The 19,135-nt window shown below is 68.4% G+C and carries 12 protein-coding genes; 5 read left to right on the top strand and 7 right to left on the bottom strand.

The features are described 5' to 3' along the window. Positions 1 to 24: 24 nt before the first annotated feature. From AAF481_16785 to AAF481_16770, 4 genes are all read right to left on the bottom strand, one after another. On the bottom strand, positions 25 to 2,214 hold the full coding sequence (locus AAF481_16785) for an ankyrin repeat domain-containing protein (protein ID MEM7482831.1): 2,190 nt from the start codon (positions 2,212 to 2,214) through the stop codon (positions 25 to 27). Further along, positions 2,211 to 2,609 (bottom strand): BlaI/MecI/CopY family transcriptional regulator, encoded by a 399-nt coding sequence (locus tag AAF481_16780; GenBank protein ID MEM7482830.1) that lies wholly within the window; start codon positions 2,607 to 2,609, stop codon positions 2,211 to 2,213. The genes AAF481_16785 and AAF481_16780 overlap by 4 nt, the downstream gene beginning before the upstream one ends. A 120-nt stretch (positions 2,610 to 2,729) precedes the next feature. Next, positions 2,730 to 4,319 carry an MBL fold metallo-hydrolase gene (locus AAF481_16775; protein ID MEM7482829.1) on the bottom strand — a complete coding sequence of 530 codons (1,590 nt, stop codon included), beginning with the start codon at positions 4,317 to 4,319 and terminating at the stop codon, positions 2,730 to 2,732. 12 nt (positions 4,320 to 4,331) lie between these two features. Next, positions 4,332 to 5,009, bottom strand: coding sequence for an SRPBCC family protein (locus AAF481_16770; protein ID MEM7482828.1), 678 nt, complete (start codon positions 5,007 to 5,009; stop codon positions 4,332 to 4,334). 72 nt (positions 5,010 to 5,081) lie between these two features. Between AAF481_16770 and AAF481_16765 the strand changes: the two genes are divergently transcribed. The 3 genes from AAF481_16765 to AAF481_16755 all read left to right on the top strand — a co-directional run bounded on the left by AAF481_16765 (position 5,082) and on the right by AAF481_16755 (position 15,375). Beyond that, positions 5,082 to 10,487 (top strand): MG2 domain-containing protein, encoded by a 5,406-nt coding sequence (locus tag AAF481_16765; GenBank protein MEM7482827.1) that lies wholly within the window; start codon positions 5,082 to 5,084, stop codon positions 10,485 to 10,487. Continuing rightward, the gene (pbpC, locus tag AAF481_16760) at positions 10,484 to 12,889 is read left to right on the top strand and encodes a penicillin-binding protein 1C (protein ID MEM7482826.1); all 2,406 of its coding nucleotides are present in this window, start codon (positions 10,484 to 10,486) and stop codon (positions 12,887 to 12,889) included. The genes AAF481_16765 and pbpC overlap by 4 nt, the downstream gene beginning before the upstream one ends. A 188-nt stretch (positions 12,890 to 13,077) precedes the next feature. Continuing rightward, a complete protein-coding gene (locus tag AAF481_16755; GenBank protein ID MEM7482825.1) occupies positions 13,078 to 15,375 on the top strand; it encodes a carboxypeptidase-like regulatory domain-containing protein in 2,298 nt (765 codons plus the stop codon). 10 nt (positions 15,376 to 15,385) lie between these two features. On the opposite strand, the gene AAF481_16750 is transcribed toward AAF481_16755, so the two are convergent. From AAF481_16750 to AAF481_16740, 3 genes are all read right to left on the bottom strand, one after another. Beyond that, a complete protein-coding gene (locus tag AAF481_16750) occupies positions 15,386 to 15,814 on the bottom strand; it encodes a type II toxin-antitoxin system VapC family toxin (GenBank protein ID MEM7482824.1) in 429 nt (142 codons plus the stop codon). Further along, on the bottom strand, positions 15,811 to 16,080 hold the full coding sequence (locus AAF481_16745; protein ID MEM7482823.1) for a hypothetical protein: 270 nt from the start codon (positions 16,078 to 16,080) through the stop codon (positions 15,811 to 15,813). Before AAF481_16745 ends, AAF481_16750 begins: the two co-directional genes overlap by 4 nt. Before the next feature lie 63 nt (positions 16,081 to 16,143). Continuing rightward, positions 16,144 to 17,310: a hypothetical protein gene (locus AAF481_16740; protein MEM7482822.1), complete on the bottom strand. Its 1,167-nt coding sequence runs from the start codon at positions 17,308 to 17,310 to the stop codon at positions 16,144 to 16,146. A gap of 95 nt (positions 17,311 to 17,405) precedes the next feature. On the opposite strand from AAF481_16740, the gene AAF481_16735 reads away from it, so the two are divergent. After that, positions 17,406 to 17,630 carry a hypothetical protein gene (locus AAF481_16735; protein MEM7482821.1) on the top strand — a complete coding sequence of 75 codons (225 nt, stop codon included), beginning with the start codon at positions 17,406 to 17,408 and terminating at the stop codon, positions 17,628 to 17,630. Continuing rightward, positions 17,627 to 19,090 (top strand): sodium:solute symporter family protein, encoded by a 1,464-nt coding sequence (locus tag AAF481_16730; GenBank protein ID MEM7482820.1) that lies wholly within the window; start codon positions 17,627 to 17,629, stop codon positions 19,088 to 19,090. The genes AAF481_16735 and AAF481_16730 overlap by 4 nt, the downstream gene beginning before the upstream one ends. Positions 19,091 to 19,135 lie beyond the last annotated feature (45 nt).

The following is a 19,135-nucleotide window of genomic DNA, read 5'->3' as shown; positions in this document are numbered from 1 at the left end:
CTCGCTTTCGTTCCGGAGGAGAGGTTACTCGCGAGCGCCCATCGACCGCAGGTAGTTCACTACCTGCTGGTGACCGCGCAGTTCGGCCCGATTCAAGGGGGTGCGCAGTTCTCCGTCGTCGGTGATGACTCGGGCGTTGACGTCCGCTCCTTCGGAGACCAGGTATTCGACCGCCGGTAAATATCCGTGGCCGGCCGCTTGGATGAGGGCGTTTTCGTCTCCTGGGACGACGCGGTCGACTTCGGCGCCCGCGCGGATCAGCATCTCGAGCGCTGGAACGTGCCCCGATCCGGCGGCGGCGATCAAGGGGTTGCCGTCACCGATGACGCCCTGATTGACGTCGGCGCCGCGGTCGAGGAGCAGTTCGATGACGACGAGATCACCCCGGGCGGCGGCCTGGATCAGCGGACTGCCGTCTCCGTTGACGGCTTGATTCGGGTCGGCGCCGGAATCCAAGAGTTCTTCGACCAGTCCTTCTTCGCCGCGCCGGGCGGCTTCGATGAGAGCCGTTCCGTCGCCTTGCCATTCGGCTTCTACCGAGGCTCCGGCTTGGATGAGGGCGCGGACGATCTGCTCGTGTCCGCCGCGGATGGCGTGGTAGATCGGGTTCTCATCGGTGTTGACGCGGGCGCTCGGATCGGCGCCTTGGGCCAGCAGGGCCTCGGTGAGGACCAGGTCCCCGCGCCGGGCGGCGGCGATCAACGGGCTGCCGTCGTTGCGCATTTTGCGATCCGGGTCGGCGCCGCTGTCGAGGAGCAGCAAAGCGATGTCTGTGTGTCCCGAGCGGATCGCCTCGATCAAGGCGGTGGCGTCTCCACGCGGCGCCATGTCGACCTCGGCCCCGGCCGCAAGGAGTGTTTCGACGATCGCCAGGTGTCCCGCTCCGGCGGCGGTGGTGAGGGCGGAGCGCTGCAGGCCGGAACGGCGGGGGCCGCGGGTTTCGGTCAGGCCGACGTCCGCGCCCTCGGCGAGCAGCAGCTCGACCATCTCCAGATCGCCCTCGGCCGCCGCGACGATGAGCGGGGTGCCCCGTCCGGCGACTTTCTGGTCGACATCCGCTCCGTCGTCGATGAGCTGGCGGGCGGTGCGGACGTCGCCTTCGGCCGCCGCGGCATAGAGGTCCGGGATCTCGCCGCTGGCGGTGGCCTGGGCTGGCGTCAAGCGGGCGGCGGCGAGCGGCAGAATCGCCGCGACGAAGAGCGACGAGAGGGCGAATTTCAGGACTCGATTCATGGGAGATCTCCTTTGCTGTGAATTGAGGATCGAGCGAACGCGAACCGGCAGTTGGCTGCTCCGCGCCATCGGCAGGGTGGAAAGCGGTGTAGTCCGCAGGCGCCGCGCCAGGGCGACCAGCTGGTCGGCATAGCCAGTGGCTTCGGCGCCGCCTAGGAGCACGCGGTCATCCGCCGCCCGTTCGGCTTCCAAGGCGAGTTGTCGACCGGCGAACCAGGCGAGCGGGTGAAACCAGTAGCAGGCGCACGCCAACCCCGCGAGGAGATGGGCGAGCCAGTCCCCGCGCTCGATGTGGGCGAGCTCGTGCACCAGCGCGCGGCGAACCTCCGCGGTGGGCCACGACTCCGCCGCGGCGGGTAGGAGGATGGCGGGCCGCCGGGCTCCGAGGGTCAGCGGCACATCGACCTCCGACGAGAGCAGGAGACGAGGTTGAGCTTGCCGCGCGCCGAGCTGGGGGAACTGCCGCCGCAGAGGGTGATCCCGCGCCACGGGCCGGGCCCGGTGGACTAGGCGCAGGGCCCGCAATACGCCGACGGCAAGCCAACCCAAAACCGCTAGAAGGCCCGCTCCGTAGGCGATGCCCAGGGCCGCTGCCAGGGATATTCCCGACCGAGAACCCGGCGACCTCTGAACGGCGCCCGAGGCAGCCGGCGGCGTCCGGACCGTGCCGGTCGCGGCAGCCGGTAGGTCGTTCTGAGGGGTACTGCTCCGGCCCTCCGGAGATTCCACCGCAGGCGACGGCGAGGCGGGAAGGACGGCAATCGAATACGTCGGCAACAGGAGGGTGGCCAGCGGCAGAGCCAGGAGGCCGACCAGGGTCGCCAGCCAAACGCCGTGGCGAGTGCTCGCGGAGGCCCGCCGGAGGAGCATGGCAACCACCATTCCAAGCAGCAGCACCGCCGTCCCCTGCAGTAGCCATGGGCCGGCAGGCCCGGTCGCGGCGAGGACTTCGGACGTTCGGCTCCAGAGGAGAGCGATCATTTTTCGTTCCTCCGGCGTTGGCGTTCTTGTTCGATCATCTCGGCAACCTGGTCGAGCTCACGGTCCGAAAGACGGTCCGAGGAGGTGTCGAGAAGGCCCCGTACGGCGTCCGCCAAGGAGCGGTCGAAGAAGACTCGCAGCAGTCGAGAAGCGGCCGAAGCTTGTACCTTCCGGCGCGATACGGCGGGCCGATAGACATAGCGAAGGTTGCGCTCGCTGTGCCGGATGTAGCCCTTCTCTTCCAGTTTGGCGAGCATCGCCCGGGCGGCGGAGTAGCTCGGCGGATCGGGCAGCCGCGAGCGGACCTCCTCCGCCGTGGCCTCCTTCTGCTCGAACAGAATGTCCATGATCTGTCGTTCCCTGCGGCTCAAACGGTCGTAGATTTCGTCACTCATCGGCCTCTCCCTCGGATATGCTACGAAAATAGCACCATGCTTGTTTCATAGCAAGGGAGGACAAGTGAATGGGTACCGTTGGCACGCTGCTGATAAGAACTAGGGCGAAGCCCTACTTCACTAGCCTGCCAATCGACCGGCCCGATCCAGCCGCTGTAAGTGCGCCTTGATCTGACGCTCGGCCAGCGGCCAGGCCGGCTTGGGGGTGTCTTCGTACACCTGCGGCCGGATCGCCGCCGGCTCGCGCAGGCCGTCGCGCCAGGCGGCGAGCACCTTGGCCTCGCGCCACAGGCGGTGCTCGATGTAGTGGCGGAAGCTGCCGGTGGCGTCCCGCAACGGCGGACCATGGGCCGGGAAGAGGGTGCCCGGGGCAAGGTCTGCCATCCGTTCGAGGGAGTGGAGGTAGTCGTCCATGTCGCCTTCCGGCGGGTCGATGACAATGGTGCCGAAGCCCGCCACCAGATCGCCGCCGATCAGGGAGCGGCGGTTTTCTTCCAGAAAACACAGGTGCCCGCGGGCGTGCCCCGGCGTGTGGAAGATGCGCACCGGAAAGGGGGGCTCACCGTTCAGCACCCGCACCTCGCCGTCCTCCAAGAAGCCGTCGACTCGGATGTCGCGTTCGGCGAGCCGTTCCGCGGTGAGGCGGTGGGCGAGGACCGGCACCTTCAAGGCCTGTCTCGCTCGCTCCACCCCGCCGATATGGTCCGGGTGATGGTGGGTGAGCCAGATGGCGGTGACGGTGCCCGGCGGCAGGGCGGCGATGGCCGCTTCGAGCTTCTCTTGCTCCGCCGGAAGCGACGAGCCCGGATCGATCAGCACCCGCTCCCGGGTGCCGAGGAGAATGGCGTTGGTGCGATTGGCCGGCGGCAGGGTAGCCGTTTCCAGCGGCAGCAGGATCACCCCCGGCCGAAACTCAATGCGCCGGAAGGGGCCGAGGCTCGCTTCGTCCGGCTGCTGGAGGCGGGCCAGGCCGTCGACGGGTCCGGCATCGGCCAGCACCTTGAGGGCATGGAGGATGGGCGGCGCCGTCACCACGTCTCCCTCGCTCCAGCGGGCGTGGGCTTCCGCCGGGTCGATCCACTCGCCGGCGTCGAGTTCGCCGGGGAAGATCTCCGGCTGCAGGCGTTCCGATTCCGGCCATTCGAGCAGGAAAAAGCGGTTGTCGAAACGCATCGGAGCGAGCGGCGGCGTCAGCCAGCGACCGGCGAAGGTGAGCCGGTCGGCGGACAGCTCAACGCCCAGGTCGTTCAGCAGCTCGGCGAAGGGACGTTGCTTGCCGAGAAGTTGCTGGCGCTCCTGCGACAGTCGGGCGAGCACCGTCTCCGGCATCGGTTCCGTGGTGAGCAAGAGGCCGGTTTCCTCGAACAGCTCGCGCAGCACGCAGGCGGTGAGTCCCGGCACCAGGTCCGGCGGCGTCTCGTGATGGCCGTCGTCCAGGAAAACGGTCGCTGCGAAAGGCTCCGGAACCGCCTGCGGGGAGCCGGCGACGGGTACCGGAAGGTCCTTGCGGGACAGACCGCCTCCGGGGAAGGCGTACCAGCCGCCCATGAAGGCCAGCGCATTGGTTCGGCGCACCCAATACACCTGGATTCGGTCCCTGATCCTGCGCCAGGGAATGACCGAGGCCGACGGACGCGGCGCCTTGGGCGGCGGTAGGGGAGCATCGGCCGCCGCGGCCATGACGATTTCGTAGAGACTGTCTTCACTCATGCGGCGGGTCACTCAAGGTCGTGGAGTCTGAGATGGGAGAATCGGGGGTGCTTCGCGGCAGCCGGCGGCGCGCGGTACATCGTATCGGCAACGGTTGGTCTGCTGGCGCAGGCCGTCGAGGATCCAGGGCAGGCTGGCCGAGGTGGCTCGATCTTGCAGGCGCGTCGGCAGGCGGAAGTCCTGCACCCACCGCAGGTGAACCAAGGTACGGCCCGGCGACCATTCGGTGAGGGTCCACCGGCCGCGGCTGGTTTCGATGTCGTGTTCCGATCCGGGCGCCAGCGACCAGCTCGCAGTGTATGTCACCTTCCCACTGGTGCCGTCGGGTGCCGTGGAACCGGCCGGCCGGAGTCGCACGGTGAAGGAGCGCAACCTGCGGCTGAAGGGCGTTTTCACTGTTTGCCGGCAGTCAATGGTGCCCTGCGCCACGAGTTTGCCATCGGATGCGGTGACGTAGGGCATGAATTCCCGATAGTGATGGCAGTCGAGGATGGCGCGGAAGAGGCGATCGGCCGGTTGATCGAGGACCCGGCGGATCTCGCCGAGGCGCGGTTCGCCGGGGCTAGCGGTTGTCTCCAGGCGGACGATGGCCTCGCCGGCGTTGAGTCGGTCACGGTCATTCGCCACCGGGAGAGCGGTCGAGGCTGGCAGCAGAACCGAAAGCAGGGTCGCAAAGGGGCGGAGGATCACCGGAAGATCTTGCCAGATTCGCCGACGGTGGCTGCTAAGTTAGCCGCCTGAATTCGAAAGGGGAATGTAGAAATGGCCGGACGCTGGGAGTGGAAGGACATCTTGATCGCGCTGTTGGGCCTCGTCGTGCTGGTGCTCGGAGGGCTTCTCTGGCGGGGCGAAGCGGACGCCGAGCGCCGTGAGGGCGGGACGGACGAGGTCGCCGTGTTCGACGTGGTGCTCGATCGCGAAGGGCGCAAGTTTCTGGAGGTGCACTTTGACCGGCCGCTGGGCGAGGGGTTGGTGGGCGACGTGCTGGCGCCGCCGCCGGCCACCCTCCATCCCGCCGTCGGCGGCGTGTGGCGCTGGCGCGATCGTGGGGTGCTGCGGTTCGAAGCTACCGGCGCGCTGCCGGCCGCCACGGAGATCGAAATCTCGCTCATTGCGGACCGCATCCTCGGGCAGGGCGAACGGTTGGTGGGGGAGTCCGTCCAGCGGGTGGTGACGGATCAATTCCTGGTGGAGCAGGTGGACGTCTACGAAGAGCCGGCGCCGGATGGCGCCGATGCGCAGGTGATCTACCGCGGCGAGCTGCGCTTCAACTACCCGGTGAATCCGGAGGAACTGGCTCCCCTGATCGCCCTCGAGGACGGCGCTCAGGACGTGCCGGTGGAGCTGGAGACCTACTGGCCGGCGGCGGTGGTCGGTTTCCGCACCGGGCCGGTGACCAAGAGCAAGGCCGAGCGCTCGCTCGCCTTTTCGATCGTCGAGGATCTGACCCCGGCGAACGGCAACGTGCCGCTCGCCGGACCTTTCACCCAGGAAATCCCCGTCGGCTCGCGGGAGGTGCTGGCGGTGCGTGGAGTACAGGCGCAACCGGGCGAGAGCGAGTCGTCCCTGCGCATCCGCCTGTCGTCGCCGGTGGCCCCGTCCGTCGCCCAGCGGTTCCTCACCCTCGAACCGGCGGTGGCGGATCTCCGCCTGTCGGCCAGTCGCAACGAGCTGATCGCCACCGGGGCGATGGTGCCGGGCTCCACCTACACGGTGCAGCTCGCCGCCGGTCTACCGGCGGGCGATGGCGCCTCCTTGAAGGAGGCCTTCGAGCAGAAGGTGTCGCTGCCCAACCTCGAACCCTCCATTGAGATTCGCGGTGCTGGCATGTTCCTGCCGGCGAGCGGTTCCCGCACCCTGGCGGTGGAGACGGTCAATGTCGACCGCTTCACCCTGGCGATCGACCGGGTGTATTTGAACAACCTGTTCTATGCCCTGCAGGAGGGAGGATTTTCGGCCACTGGCTCGACCGGCTATGTTTCGACCCCCCGGCACGCCATGGGGGGAAGGTTGCGGAGCGTCGAGCTGAGGGTGGAGGGCGGCCGCAACCGCAAGGTCGCGACGACGGTGACCCTGGACCAATACGCCGATCTCGAAGGTCCCGGCCTCTACCGCGCTTCCGTCACCCGGCGGGGTAACTGGCGCGGCTCGACCCGATGGGTGCTGCTGACCGACCTCGGAGTGGTCGCCAAGCAGTCCGGCGACGACTTTCTGGTGGTGGTTTCGTCCCTCGACGATCTCGCGGCCGTCGCCGGGGCGCGGGTGCGGCTGCTGTCGAGCCAGAATCAGCTAGTTGCCGAGGGCCGGACGGACGCGCGAGGCCTTTGGCGCCTCGGCGGCGATTTGGCCGCCAGGCTCGGCTCCGACAACGCCCGACCCTACCTAGTGACGGTGGAGCGCGGCGACGATTTCAGCTTTCTGGTGCTCGATCAGGCGCGGGTGGATACCACCGGCCTGGATGTGGGCGGTGCCCCGCTGAGCGCTCAGGGCTATTCGGCCTTCCTCTACGGCGAACGGGATCTCTATCGGCCGGGCGAAACGGTCGAGGGATTGGGCATCCTGCGGGATGCCGCCCTCGCCGCGCCGGCGGCCTTGCCGGTGGTGCTGCGCCATCGCGATCCGCGCGGCCGGGAACGGGACCTCCTGCGCAAGACTTCCGACGACAAGGGCCTGGTGCCCTTCGAGCTGGAGCTGCCGGCCTACTCCCTGACCGGCAATCACAGCTTGGACCTGGAGATCGGCAACGCGGTAGTGAGCCGCTACCTGTTCCAGGTGGAGGAATTCATCCCGGATCGCATCAAGGCGGCTATCACCCCTGGCGAGGCGCCGCTGCCCGGCGAAGAATTGTCCTTCGAGGTGGAGGGGCGTTACCTCTTCGGTCCGCCGGGGGCCGATCTGCCGGTGGAGGCGCGGGTGCGCCTGGTGGATTCGACCTTCGCCCCGGAGGGCTTCGAGGGTTTCATTTTCCGCAACGGTGACCGCCGCTTCGAGGATCAACCGCTGCTGACCGAAGAAGGCACCCTCGACGCCGAAGGCCGCAAGCGATTTGCCGTCGCCGTGCCGCGCGGCCTGACGGCGCCGTCGAGCCTGCAGGCGATCCTCACCGCGCGGGTTTCGGAGCGCGGCGGCCGCGGGGTCACCGCGCGGCAGCGGGTGGCCGTTCACCCGGTTCCTTACTACCCGGGTCTGCGCAAGGTCGCCGAAGGCTACGGCGAGCCGGGGCAGGCGACAGAGTTCGAACTGGTGACGGTCGATCCCGCGGGCCAGGCGGTGGCCGCAGAGGGACTGCGGGCGGAACTGTTCCGCGACCGCTGGAACACCGTGCTGCGGCGCACCCCCTCGGGTACCTACCGCTACGAGTCGAGCCGCGAGGCGACGCTGGTCGACACCCTTGCTCTGACCGCGCCGGACGGCCGATCGGCCTTCTCCTTCACTCCGCCGGAGACCGGCGCCTACCGGGTAGTGCTGACGGATCTTCAAACCTCCGCCTCGACGGAGGTCGGCTTCTACGCCTCCGGCTGGGGCTATGCCCCTTGGGCGATCGACAACCCGGCGCGGGTCGAGCTGGATCTCGACCGCGGCGAGTACGGCCCCGGCGACACGGCGGTGGTACAGGTGCGCGCGCCCTTTGCCGGCCGGCTGCTGCTGACCGTGGAGCGGGACCGCATCTTCCACACGGAGTTGCACGAACTCACCGGCAATACCGCCACCTTGAGCATTCCGCTGTCCGGTGCCCTGCGGCCGAACGCCTACGTCACGGCGCTGGTGGTGAGAAACGCTGACGACCTGGGCGACGGCGAGGTCACCCGCGCCTTCGGAGCGGTGCCGATCTCCGTCGACCGCACTTCCAACCGGCTGGATCTAGAGATCGTGGCGCCGGAGGAAATGCGCTCCGAGCGCAGTCTGGAGGTGGCCGTCGCGGCGGCTCCCGGAGCGACGGTGACGGTGGCGGCGGTGGATGAAGGGATCCTGCAACTCGTCTCCCAGGCGACGGCGGATCCCTTCGCCTTCTTCTACCGCAAGCTCGGCCTGAGCGTGCGCACCTTCGACGGCTTCTCGCTGCTTCTGCCGGAGGTGCCGGTGGCCGGCGACCTGGCCGTGGGCGGCGGCGCCGCCGGCGCCGGCATGGCGCAGTACGTCCAGACGGACAGCATCCGGCGGGTGGTGCCGGTGGCCTACTGGTCCGGACCACTGACCGCCGGGGCCGACGGCCGGGTGGAGACCTCCTTCGAGGTGCCCAACTTCCAGGGGGCGCTGCGGGTGATGGTGGTGGCTGCGGACGGTCGCCGTTTCGGTTCCGAGGAACAGATGGTGCGGGTGCGCGATCCGCTGGTGGTCACCCCCACCTTCCCCCGCTTCCTCGCCTGGGGCGACCAGGCAAACATTCCGGTGACGGTGCGCAACGATACCGGTTCCGCGGGCGATTTCGAGGTCCGCATCGAAGGCCTCGGCGAGCCGGTGAAAGGCAAGGTCAGCGTGCCGGACGGTTCCGAGGCGGTGACCTACGTGCCGATCGTCGCGCCGGACGCCGGCTCCCTGGCCGAGCTGAAGGTGGTGGTCCAAGGCAACGGCGAAGCGGCGCGCTCGGAGGTGGCCTTGCCGATGCGCTCTCACCTGCCGTACCGGGTGGTGGAGCAGGCCGGTCCGGTGGACGGCAATCCTTTGGAGGTTCGGGCGCTCGCTGACTGGGCGCGGCCGGGCTCGGTGGAGCGCACCCTGCGCCTGGGGCCGGTGCCGCTGGTGCAGTTCGCCGGCAAGCTGGCGGGGCTGTTGCGTTACCCGTACGGTTGCCTGGAGCAGACCGTCTCGACGGCCTTTCCTCTGATCTACCTGGAAGATCTGGCGCGGCGACTGGAACCGGAACTGTTCAATGAGGATGCCGGCCGGCCGGCTCCGGCGGCGGCGGTGGAGGAGGGCATCCGGCGGATCAGCCGGATGCAGAACCACACCGGCGGTTTCACCTTGTGGCCCGGTGGCGGGGAGACCGCCGCTTGGCCGAGCGTGTGGGCGACCCACTTCCTGGTAGAAGCGCGCCGCGCCGGCTACAGCGTCGAGGGCTTCCTTTACGACGGGGCTCTGCGCTGGACCGGCAACCAGGCGCGGGCCAAGGCGACCTACGGTGCGGCGGAGTTGGAGCGCACCGTCTATGCGCTCTACGTCCTCGCCCGGGCGGATCGTCCGGATCTCGGCACCATGGACTTCTTGCGCCAACAGAAGCAGATGGATCTTTCGCCCTCGTCCCGGGCGCTGTTGGCCGCCGCCTACTCCGGCGACGCGACGGCCGTCGATGAACTGACCGCCGGCATCGAGGACGCGGCGGCGATCGGCCGCCATACCGGTGGCAATCTCGGCTCACAGCTCCGCAATCGGGCGCTGCTGCTCCTTGCCCTAGCGGAGAGCAAGCCGGGAGATCCGCGCATCGGCACCCTGGTGGACCGGCTGGCGCGGGACCTCGACACCGGCCGCGGCTGGACCACCCAGGAATCCGCCTTTGCCCTGCTGGCCCTGGGCGAGGTGTTCCGGCGGCAGGAAGAATCCGCCGACTACGGCGGTGCAGTGGCGGTGGGCGGCCGCCGCCTCGGCCGCTTCGACGCCGAGATGACGGCCTTTCCGTCGATCGCCGGGAGCGAACCGCTGGTCGTCACCTTCGACGACGGTTTTGAAGCCGGTGACGCCTTCTACAGCGTCTACACCCGAGGTTTGCCGACGGAGGAGGCCTTCCGGCCGGAGAACGCCGGCCTCGAGGTGGAGCGGGAGTGGTTCGACCGCGAGCGCAATCGAGTGGATCCGGCGCGGATCTCCCAGGGGGACCTGATCGTCATCAAGACCCGGGTGCGGAGCATCACCGGTCAGGTGGACAACATCGTTCTCCAGACCCTGTTGCCGGCCGGTCTAGAGGTGGAGAACCCGCGCCTCGACACGACCGAGACCCTGCCGTGGATCACCGACGCGGACCTCCTGCCGGACTATCTCGACCTGCGCGACGATCGGCTGCTCCTGTTCACGGATCTGTCGGCGAATCAGTGGAAGACCTTCTACTCGCTGGTGCGGGCGGTGGTGCCGGGCACCTTCAAACTGCCCCCGGTCGAGGCCGAGGCGATGTACAACCCGTCCCTGCGGGCGGTCGGCGCCGCCGGGGTGCTCGAAGTGTCGGCGAGGCGTCCGTGAGAGCCCTCCGGCGCCGGCGGAACAGCCGGTCCCCACGTCATCGTCCACGCCGGCTGTGGCGCTGGGCACCGCGCCTCGGCGTGGTCGCGGTCGTGCTGCCGGTCGTCACGTTTCTGCTGCTCGATCTCGCCTTCCCGTTCCCCTGGCACGCTCTGGAGCGGTCGGCGGCGACGGCGGTGCGCGATCGCGACGGTGAGCCTCTGCGGCTGTTTCTGCCGGCGGACGAGATCTGGCGCCTGCCGGTGACCTACGACGAGCTGCCGCCACAGCTCGTGGCCGCACTCGTCGCCTCCGAGGACCGGTGGTTCTACCGCCACCCGGGGGTCAATCCCCTCGCTATCCTGCGCGCCGCCGTGACCAATCTGCGCGAGGGGCGGGTGGTCTCCGGCGCCTCCACCCTCACCATGCAGATCGCCCGCATGGCCGAGCCCAAGGCCCGCACCCTGGACCACAAGCTGATCGAGACCTTCCGGGCGCTGCAGCTCGAACGGCGCTACAGCAAACGGGAGCTGCTCACGATCTACCTCAACATGGCCCCCTACGGCCGCAACTTGGAGGGGGTCGGGGCGGCGTCGCGTTTCTACTTCGGCAAGGAGCCGGCGGCCCTCTCGGCCGGCGAGATCGCTCTGCTGACGGCCTTGCCGCGGTCTCCTACCTACTACGATCCGACGCGCTATCCGGAGTCCGCCGAGCGGGTGCGCCGCGACGTGCTAGCACGCCTCGAAGGGCGCGGCGTGGTGACCGCCGAGGAGGCCCGGGCAGCGCGCCGCCAGCCGGTGCCGACGGCCCTGCGACCGGTTCCCTTCGCGGCGCCCCACTTCGCTCGGCGGGTGGCCGCCGGCCACCGCGGCCGCTCCGTCACCACCACCCTCGACCGGGCGGTGCAGCGGGCCACCGAAGGGGTGGTGGCGCGGCGCATCGGAGAGCTGCGAGAGCAGGGCCTGGGCAACGCGGCGGTGGTGGTGATCGAGAACGAGACGCGCGCCGTGCGGGCCTGGGTGGGTTCCGCCGCCTTCTTCGACGAGGCCCACCAGGGACAGGTGGACGGGGTGGTGGCGCGGCGCAGCCCGGGCTCGACCTTGAAGCCCTTTCTCTACGGTCGGGCGCTCGATTCCGGCCGCTGGGTTCCGGACTCCTACCTGCTCGACGTGCCGACGGACTTTGCTGGCTACGTGGCGGAAAACTACGACGGCGAGTATCGCGGCCGGGTCACCCTGCGCACGGCGCTGGCGGAATCCCTCAACGCTCCCGCCGTGCGGCTGCTGTCGGACGTTGGCTTGCCGTCCTTCCTCGACTGGCTGCGCAGCGGCGGCTTCGTCTCCCTCGACGGTGAGGCGGCGCAGTACGGCCTACCGTTGATCCTCGGCGCCGGCGAGGTCAGTCTGCTGGAGCTGGCGAACTCCTACGCCCACCTGGCGGACGACGGTCGAGTGGCCCCCCTCACCTGGCTGATGCCGCAGGCCCGCGGTGAGGCCGCGGCTCCGGCTGGGGAGGAAGCCTGGCTGTCCCGGGGCGCCGCCCGGCAGGTGGCCTCGTTGCTGAAGTGGGTGCGCCGGCCGGATCTGCCGGAGGCCTGGAATCTGGCCCGCGACGTGCCCGCCGTGTCCTGGAAGACCGGCACCTCTTTCGGTCATCGCGATGCCTGGGCGGTGGGCTTCACCGACCGCTGGACGGTGGCCGTATGGGTGGGAAACTTTGACGGCAAGGCGTCGCAGGGCATCTCCGGTAGCCGCCACGCCGGGCCCTTGTTCTTCGACGTCCATCGCGCCTTGGCGGGGGTGGAGACGCCGGCGCCGACTCGCGCTACCGCTCCGCCAGCGCCGGTCACCCGCGGTCTTGAGGTCTGCGCCGTCAGCCGCCATCGCCCGGGGCCGCACTGTCCTCAGCGTGAGCGCATCTCCGGCCTCGCCGGCCGCACCCGGCTGCCGTCCTGCCGGATGCATCGGCGGATTTTCGTCGACCGGGAAACCGGTGAGTGGCTCGCCGGCCGCTGCCTCGGCGAGCGGCCGCACCGCGCCGAGGTGGTGGAGATTCCGCCCGCCGAGCTGGTGGCCTGGCGCCTGTCCCGCGGCCTCGCCCTCACCGCTCTGCCACCGGTTGCTTCGGACTGTGCCGGCGGCTCGGCGGTGGCCGCCCCGCGCATCGTCTCGCCGGACCCCCGCACTCCCTATCGCCTACGGCGAGGCGTGCCCCGGGATTATCAGAAGATCGCCCTGGTCGCCCGCGGCGGCTCCCACCTCGACCCACGCCGCGGACAGCTCTACTGGTTCTTGAACGGCAAGCTCCTCGCCAACGGCCCGGCAACGGGCGAGAGGTTTTGGATTCCTTCCAAGGGCCAGCACCGCCTGGTGGTGGTCGACGACCACGGAAGGGCGGATGAGGTGGAATTGCGGGTGGAGTAGAGGCTCGGGTGCGGAGTCTGGCAGCGATGTCGGGTCGAATCACTATGTCATGATATGAAAAGTATTACTTATCTAGATAAAATGACTCTGTGTATTGCTCGACCTTGAACGCGCAACTGAGTCACAAGCTAGCGGTAGCCGCTCTAGTTTTCGCTGCGCTTTTCACTGGCCCCCTAGGCGCCGCGAAGGTGAGCTTTCACCTGGTTGCCGAGGACGACTGGAACGCCGGTCGCCTCGGCCCGGAGCACTTTCTGCCGGACGGCGAGGTTTTTCTGTATCGCGTCGGCACCTTCGAGCCGGCGATCGTTGGGCCGCTGAACGAAAAGCTCGAAGTGCCGCCGGGCGAATGGTCCTGGATTGCGGAAGGGCCGGGCTATGTTTCCGTGCTGGCCGGTGTGCTCCCGGTGACCGAGGAGGGGGCCGCCTCCGAGCGCCTGGTGTGGCACGCTGTGCCGGCCTGCCAGGTGAGGGTCGAGGAGGCCACAGACTTTCGCCGCTTGACTCGGCTCGACCTGGTGTCTCTGGACCATGGCGCCGTCTATCCGCTGGTGCCGGGGGTGCGAGAGCAGGCCTGGGTGCCCGCCGGGAAGATTCTGGCCTATGGCGTAACCGTTCGAGGGCTCGACGGCATCGCTTCGCCTCGCCGTTGCCCGGCCGGTGCAGCTATCTCCTTTGGGGTTCCCTCACCTCCGCCGCCGGGTCGCCAGTCGCTGATGGGGACGGCTCTGCTGCCCGAGGACTCCGAGAACAAGCCGGTGGACCGTGCCGCCCTGATGGCGGCCTTCGTGTCCCGCGATGCGGCGTTGCCGACCCTACCCACGGCGGCGGCGTGGTCACCCGGTCGCGTGACGCTGTTCTTCCTGGACGTCGAAGCGACCGCCGGCTGGATTGGGCTGGAGCACCCGGAACTGCGCACCGAGCGCCTCCTCGTCGAGGGCCGCGAGGGTGAAGCCTGGGAATTACCCGCGACCCAGCTTCGAGAACGGGCGACCTTGACGCTGCGGGTGGACTACCGGCCTCGGCGGGAGCACCCCTCGGGCCGCCTACACCTCTACCGCTGCGGTCTCCGCCGCGGCGACCGCGCTTCCCTCCACCATCGCGCCTGCCGGGAACTGCCGCTGACGCGAGAGTTGATCCGCGGACTGCATGAGTACACCTTCCCCGGGCTCGATCACGGCCAGTACTCAGTGGACGCGGTGATCGGAGACGACCGGGTACGCGGCCTCGGCAACAAGGTCTTCCCGTACCTGAGCGCGGATGACGACGCCTTCCCGGCGTCGGAGCCGGTTCCCCTTTGGGAACTGGAGATCTACGGTGAGATCACCGAGGACAGCGAACCGGTGGCGGGCGAAGTGCGGATTGAAGGGACCCTGACCGGCGTGACGCGGCGGCGGGTGTTTCCGACCGGCGACGACGGATTTTACCGGCTCCTCTACTTCGGCGAGGTGGCGGATATCTTCGACCTCAAGCGATCCGCCCTGCCGGAGGATCTGCGGGATCGTCCGGCCGCCGAGCGAATGGGGTTGTTCTCGATGTCCGATCATCTTCAGGTTTGTGACGCTGCCGGCCGCTGCCGGGTGTTTCACATCAGTTCTGCGCTGCTCGGAGAGGGGCGGTTGGACTTCGAGTTGGGATCGGCTCGGGCGTTGGAGGTGCGGGTGGAGGACGCGATGACCGGCGAGCCCTTGGAGGGCGCGATGGTCAGCTACCGGCCGCCGTCGCCGGCGCTACGCTTTCGAGATGGTAGGGCTCGCTACGTGGAGCCCGAGGACGGCCATGCCGTGGCGATGCACACAGACGCCGATGGCCGGTTGGCCCTTCGTGGCTTACCGGGCAAGCCGCTGGATCTCGCCGTGCTCCGGGACGGCTATCGTCCTTCCGGTCGGCGCGGACTTGTCGTGCCGCCGGAGACGCCGGTGCGCCTGACGATCGAACTGGAAGCGGACGAGCGCCAGGGAGCGACGGATCTGGTTCTGCAGGACGGTCGGGAACTAGGCCGGGCGGCGATACTCGTCTATGACGAAAATGGAGTCTGGGATCGGCGATGCTCGCGGATGGCGAACGGGCGGGGTCGCGTCGAGCTGCCTGGGCTTTGCGGGGAAGAAGCGGTGGCCATCGTCGTCCATCCTCGGGCGGCCACGACACTTCTACCGCCAGGAGCTCTGTCCGGTACGGGACGGATCGAGATCGCCGCTGCGCCGGACCCTCCGCTGCTGCTTAGAGTCAAGAACTCGGACGGAGGGCCCCTCGCCGGAGCTCCGGTGGCGGTATCCCTGGGCGTGGCGACGTTGGGTCCAGACGAACAGGTATTTGCCGCGACCGGCCACGGCTCGGTCGTCTACCTTCGCACTGACGCGGAGGGCGAAGTGATTCTGCAAGGTGTCGATCCCAATGGCGCTGTTGCGCCGCAGGTGACCGTTGCCGGAGAGAATCACTCCCTCGGGACGCACGCTGCGGGGGATGTCGTCGAACTGGTCATCGACTAGAGGCTCGTCGTCAATGGAGCGGATTGATCCACCGCAAGCCGTCGAACCTTCCGAAATCTCGATCGGTGGAATGAAGGACGTAGCCGCGATCGATCGCCAGGGCGGCGAGATGTGCATCCGTTGTGAGGTTCCCCGCGGTGCCGGCCTGGTCGATGAACCGGCTGAGGATCTGAAAGTGCCTTTCCGATGGATGGGGAATGTGGACGTGCGGTAGTTCCAGCCAGCGTCCGATGTCCTGGAGGACGAGGCGATGGGGGAGCGGGCTGGCGAGGATGCGTCGGTGGGTTGAAATTCGAAGAAAGCCGAGCAAGGTGACCCAAGCAAGGCCTACGCCGATGCGGCCAGCCAGGCACTCTTGCCACCACCGTAGGGCATCTTGGTGTATCGGCGAGTCCTGATTGTGCGCGTGGATGAGGACGTTGACGTCCGGCAGGATCATGCCTGTTGCTGCTCTTCCAGCTTCCGCGCAAACGCCTCGGCTTCCAGGTCGTCAGCCAGATGGTTCATGCGATCGAGGTCGATATCGGGGCGGAACCCAAAGGAGTGGGTACGCACCTTCGGCACGGCCTGCTTCTTTGAGGGGTGGGGGCCGAGACCGGCACGCAGTGTTTCGTTGACCACCACCTTGAAAGGCAAGCCACGCTTCTCGGCCTGTTCTTTCAGCCGTCCAGCCACATCATCATCGATCGTCAGCGTGGTCCTCATGTGGGAATACTAGGCGGGAGCATCAATTGATGTCAAGGCATCAATTGATGCTCAGTCATCAGATTACCCCGCCACCTTCTGCCGCAGCCCCTGAATCTCCTCCGCCGTCGCCCGGCGCCACAGCTTGCGGTGGCGGCGCTTTTCGATCGCCGCCGGGGTGTAGCGGATCGACGTCACCAGTTTGCCGGCGGGGTTGAAGACATGGGCGCGGCCGCGGGCGCCCAGCACCACCAGCGTTTCCTGCCGGGTGTCGTAGAGCAGCTCGTCCTTTCCCGCCTTGGCGAGGTCCGCCAGGGCCATGTGGGTGGGGCGCTCCGTCTGGCGGGCGCGCTGCTGCCCGTGAAGGGTTTTGCGGTCCTTGGCCCGGCGGTGCTTCTCCAGCCGCCGGGCGAGGCCGTTGAGCACCTGGAGGAGACGCCGTTCGAGGGGTTCTTCGGACTTTGACCTCTTGCCGGGTTTTTTGCGCTGGAAGGTGATCTGGTCGAGGGCCGTTTGGGCCCAGCGCACGGTGTCCTGCCAGGGCAGCTCGCGCAGCCGGTCGTAGAGCTGTTCCAGGGGCTGTCCGTCCGGGCCGATGCCGAGCACGTTGAGGCCGAAGCGCCGCCGCCCCCGCTTCCCAGGGCGGGTAGAGACGATCTGGAAGGACAGAGCCACCGCCTGCGGGCGTCCCGTTGGATCGGGTACGCCGTACCAGCCGGCGGCCACTTGCCCGTGGATTCGGAAGCCCGATTCGGGGTTGCGATAGGGCTCCAGCAGCTCCGCCGTGAGGTGACCGCGGCGTAGGGTGTGCGCCAGCAGGGCCGGAGGGCGAGCATAGAGGCGATCCACCCGCGGATCGCCCCGCTCCAACAAGAGCTGGCCGAAGTCCAGAAAGCGCGGAATGCCGGTGGCGCCGTAGCCGGCGAAAACCTCGCGGCTCGACGGCGGCACCGCGTGCTCGCAGTCCGGTGTGGCGCAGCGTAAGCAAAAGACCCGTCCCGGCCGGAAAGCGGCGCGGTGGACGATCAAGCCTTCGATGGCTGCATCGAGATCGCGGTCGAGAGCCTCCGCCGCGCGCCCGTCCTCGCTGTTGTGGGGTGAGGGATCGAGCTGAAGGGAGAGATCCAGAGCTTCCTTGCCGGAGCGCAGCAGATGCCCCGAGGGATGCCGCTCGATGCGCCGCCGCGCCTCCTCGGCGAGCAGGCGAACGGCCTGCTCGATCTCGGAACTGTGCGATGTCGGTCTCTTCACGGGTCTCTCCCAAGGGTTCCGCCCATTGCTACCCTCACTCGATTTTAGCCCTGTGTCGACCTTTCGTGCGCCTTCGTCGTAGGCTCGGCGCGACGATGCGAGACGAACCCCGTGCCCACCGCGGCTTTCGCTGGGCCCTGGCGCTGACGGCGCTGGGGACCGTGCCGTTCCCGTTCATCGGCCGCGAGCCGATGGCGTGGCTCGGCCTACCCGTCTGGCTGTGGTGGAGCGGCGCCTTCACGCTGGCGCTGTCCGGCGTCACCGCCTGGGGCTTGTCGCGCTACTGGCGTGACGATGGTAAGGGCGGGGCAGCGCCATGAACGACCTCGGGCGCGACCTCGTGCTGGCCGCTGGCAGCTACGTGGCGCTGCTGCTGGTGGTCGGGGCGGTGGCGCGCCGCGCGCTGCGCGAGAAGACGCTGAGCGATTTCTACCTCGCCGGCCGCCGCCTCGGCTTGATGGTGTTGCTGCTGACCCTGTTCGCCACCCAGTACAGCGGCAACTCGCTGTCCGGCTTTCCGGGGCAGACCTACCGCCAAGGCCTGGCCTATTTCATGAGCGTCACCTTCATGGTGGCGATCGTCGCCGGCTACACCCTGTTTGTGCCGTCGCTTTTCGCCCGCTCGCGGCGCGGCGCCTTCGTCACCCCGACGGACTTCCTCGCCAAGCGCTTTGCCAGCCCGGTGCTCAACTACCTGTCGGCGACGATCTTCGTGGTGACCTTGTTCAACTTCCTGCTGGCGCAGCTCATGGCCATGGGGCACGCCTTCTCCGGTCTCACCGACGGCGCGGTGTCCTTCGCCACGGCGGTGCTGGTGGGGGCGGTGGTGATCCTGGTATACGAACTCCTCGGCGGAATGCGGGCGGTGGCCTGGACGGACGTGCTGCAGGGGGGCTTGCTTTTCGGCGGCCTGTTGGTGGTGGTGATCCTCTTGTCCTTCGAGGTCGGCTCGCCGGCCGCGGTGATCGCCTCCGTCGAGGCGGTGGCCCCCGAGAAGGTGGCGAGCCCCAGCCTGCGGGTGTGCCTGGTGTGGGCCAGCAACTTTCTCCTTCTCGGCCTCGGGGCGCCGCTCTATCCGCAGGCCATTCAGCGCATCTACGCGGCGCGCAGCATGGTCACCCTGCGCCGGGCCCTGAGCGCCATGGCCTTTCTGCCGCTCATCGCCATCACCACGGTAGTTCTCATCGGCCTCGCCGGCATCGCCCTCTTCCCGGGTATCGAAGGGGCGGATGCGGACCAGATCACCTTTCGCGTTCTCGCCCATCTGGTCGAAATCCAGCCCCTCGCCTACCTGCCGGTGCTGGTGGTGATGATGGCGGTGGTGGCGGCCATCATGTCGACCGCCGACTCGTGCCTTCTCTCCCTGGCTTCGATTTTCACCAAAGACTTTCTGGCCCGCGCCCGTGGCCTCGACGCCGCCGGTGCCGAGCGGCTGCTGCGCTGGGGGCCGCTCTTCAGCATCACCGTGATGGCGCTGCTGGTGGGTGTCGCTCTTACCCCGCGCACCACCCTCTGGGGCCTGCTGGTGATCAAGTTCGAGATCCTCATCCAGATGTCCCCGGCCTTTGTTCTCGGTACTCTGCACGACGCCGACGACCCAGCCGCCTACACCAGCCGCGACATCCTTCTCGGCCTGGTCCTGGGGCTCGGCTTGGCGGTCACTCTCTACGCAGTAGGGCTGCGCACCGTCGGTGGCCTCCACGCCGGGGTGCTGGGGGTGGGCCTCAACTACGCGGGCGCCGTGATCTCGCGCCGGCTGCGGCTGCGGCGACATCCGTGAGGGTCCTGGATATGATGCTCTGGAACCTGAATTCCGAGGAGATGG

The organism is Acidobacteriota bacterium (genome assembly GCA_039030395.1).
Taxonomy (GTDB): domain Bacteria; phylum Acidobacteriota; class Thermoanaerobaculia; order Multivoradales; family JBCCEF01; genus JBCCEF01.
The sequence above is the reverse complement of the archived record's forward strand: the minus strand, read 5'-3'. Positions and strand labels throughout refer to the sequence as shown.

Coding starts and splice junctions, on each gene's coding strand:
- AAF481_16730 (MEM7482820.1), top strand. CDS start 17,627: ATGAACGACCTCGGGCGCGACCTCGTGCTGGCCGCTGGCAGCTACGTG.
- AAF481_16750 (MEM7482824.1), bottom strand. CDS start 15,814: ATGATCCTGCCGGACGTCAACGTCCTCATCCACGCGCACAATCAGGAC.
- AAF481_16765 (MEM7482827.1), top strand. CDS start 5,082: ATGGCCGGACGCTGGGAGTGGAAGGACATCTTGATCGCGCTGTTGGGC.
- AAF481_16775 (MEM7482829.1), bottom strand. CDS start 4,319: ATGAGTGAAGACAGTCTCTACGAAATCGTCATGGCCGCGGCGGCCGAT.
- AAF481_16785 (MEM7482831.1), bottom strand. CDS start 2,214: ATGATCGCTCTCCTCTGGAGCCGAACGTCCGAAGTCCTCGCCGCGACC.
- AAF481_16745 (MEM7482823.1), bottom strand. CDS start 16,080: ATGAGGACCACGCTGACGATCGATGATGATGTGGCTGGACGGCTGAAA.
- AAF481_16735 (MEM7482821.1), top strand. CDS start 17,406: ATGCGAGACGAACCCCGTGCCCACCGCGGCTTTCGCTGGGCCCTGGCG.
- AAF481_16780 (MEM7482830.1), bottom strand. CDS start 2,609: ATGAGTGACGAAATCTACGACCGTTTGAGCCGCAGGGAACGACAGATC.